Raw genomic sequence first — 2,035 nt, forward strand, 5'->3', positions numbered from 1 at the left:
AGCCCCACCACCACTGATCCGACGAACCACTTCAATCCCATGCTCCCGAACGTAGTTACGGTTGATTTCTTCAATGGTATTTTGGTGACGGCCCACAATGATCGATGGTTTGTTAATCCAGAGAAGGAAGATTTGATCCTCGTCCAAAAGGTGTTTAAAGGCATACTCTTCCAAAGCAATATTAAAAGCAGTATCGTTTGAATAATTAATAATGTATTTCATAGTAATTCCAAAAATTCGTTTTATAAATCCTACTCATAGCAAGATGAGTATTAGACAGAAATAGTTGAATTTCACTTAAATTTTCTGAAGTAGTAAAAAGAAATGTAACGATAACTCGTTACATTTCTCGGAAAAATTGAGACAAGTGGCTCAATTTTTAGGCATGGAACTCTAAGAGAGGTCGCTGCCGCCCGTACTACTTTAAGAAAATTTAGTTGAAAGAATAATATTATTTCTTCTTAGGTGAGTGAACTGCCAAGCCAAGTACATCCGCAAATGCTTCATACATCACTTCTGAGAAGGTTGGGTGCCCATGGATGGTCTTGAGCATTTCTTCTACAGTGATTTCCATCTCAATGATGGTAGAAGCTTCGTTGATCAATTCAGCAGCAGCTGGACCAATGATGTGAACCCCAAGAACTTCGCCGTATTTTTTGTCTGCAATGACTTTAACAAATCCTTGAGCCGCATCTGATGCAATGGCACGTCCGTTTGCAGCAAAATTGAATTTACCGATTTGGACATCGTATTTCTCACGAGCTTGTTCTTCTGTCAAACCAACTGCTGCTACTTCTGGAAGTGTGTAGATGGCTGCAGGTGTCAAGTTCAATTTGGCAACAGCGTGGTTTCCTTTAAGGGCATTTTCTGCTGCTACTTCACCCATACGGAAGGCAGCGTGGGCCAACATCTTCGTACCGTTGATATCACCTGGTGCATAGATACCTGGAACAGATGTTTCCATGTATTCATTGACCTTGATACGACCACGGTCTAATTCAAACTCTACTTCACCGATTCCTTCAAGATCTGGAACACGACCGATTGAAAGAAGAGCTTTGTTTGCGATGATATCGTCTTTGCCTTCAACCTTGATACGGAGTTTGCCATCTTCTTCAATGATTTCTTGCAGTTTCGTATCGGTCAAGATAGTCATACCTTTGCGTTCAAGGATCAAACGAAGGTTCTTAGATACTTCCGCATCCATAGCTGGCACGATGCGGTCCATCATTTCGATGACCGTAACCTTAGAACCAAAAGTCATGAAGGCTTGACCAAGTTCGATACCGACAACCCCACCACCAATGATCACAAGGCTTTCTGGGACTTCATTCATATCCAAGATGTCATCACTCGTCATTACAAGGGATGATTCCATGCCAGGAACGTTAATCTTGCTGACTTTTGAACCACCAGCAAGGATGATTTTCTTAGTTTCAAGTAATTCAGAACCATTGACCAAAACATTCTTATCTTTCGTAATGGTACCGATACCCTTATGAACATCAACTCCGTAGCTACGAAGAAGTCCTGCAACACCACCAACCAAAGTATTTACGACCTTGTTCTTAGTTTCAAGAACCTTGTCCATATCCACTGTGAAGCTAGGATTGTCAATGATGATCCCACGGTTTGCCGCATGACCGATATTTTCAATGATTTCAGCGTTGTGTAGGTAAGTCTTAGTTGGGATACATCCACGGTTCAAACAAGTTCCACCAAGTTCAGATTTCTCAACAAGAGCAACCTTACCACCTAATTGAGCTGCTTTAATGGCAGAAACATAACCAGCAGGTCCACCACCGATCACTACGATATCATAAGCATCATCGTTCTTATTGTCATCATTTGAAGCACTTGCTGCTGCTGGCGCTGGACTCGCTTCTGGTGCTGCTGCTCCAGCTGTTGGGATATTTTCCCCTTCTTCACCAAGATAACCGATAACTTCAGTAACAGGAACAGTCTCGCCGTCCCCTTTCAGGATAGCAATCAAGTAACCGTCTTCTTCCGCTTCCAATTCCATGCTGACTTTGTC

At 42.4% G+C, this 2,035-nt stretch carries 2 protein-coding genes; both read right to left on the minus strand.

The genetic code is table 11. The features are described from left to right. Positions 1-222, minus strand: a 222-nt coding sequence (locus SPADD19_RS06625) for a lipoate--protein ligase family protein (protein WP_423170609.1), incomplete at its 3' end; no start/stop codon positions are given. A 229-nt stretch (positions 223-451) separates the two neighbouring features. Next, the coding region (gene lpdA, locus SPADD19_RS06630; RefSeq protein WP_241496510.1) for a dihydrolipoyl dehydrogenase at positions 452-2,035 on the minus strand (1,584 nt) is incomplete at its 5' end.

It is taken from the genome of Streptococcus parasanguinis (genome assembly GCF_001578955.1).
Taxonomy (GTDB): Bacteria; Bacillota; Bacilli; order Lactobacillales; family Streptococcaceae; genus Streptococcus; species Streptococcus parasanguinis_U.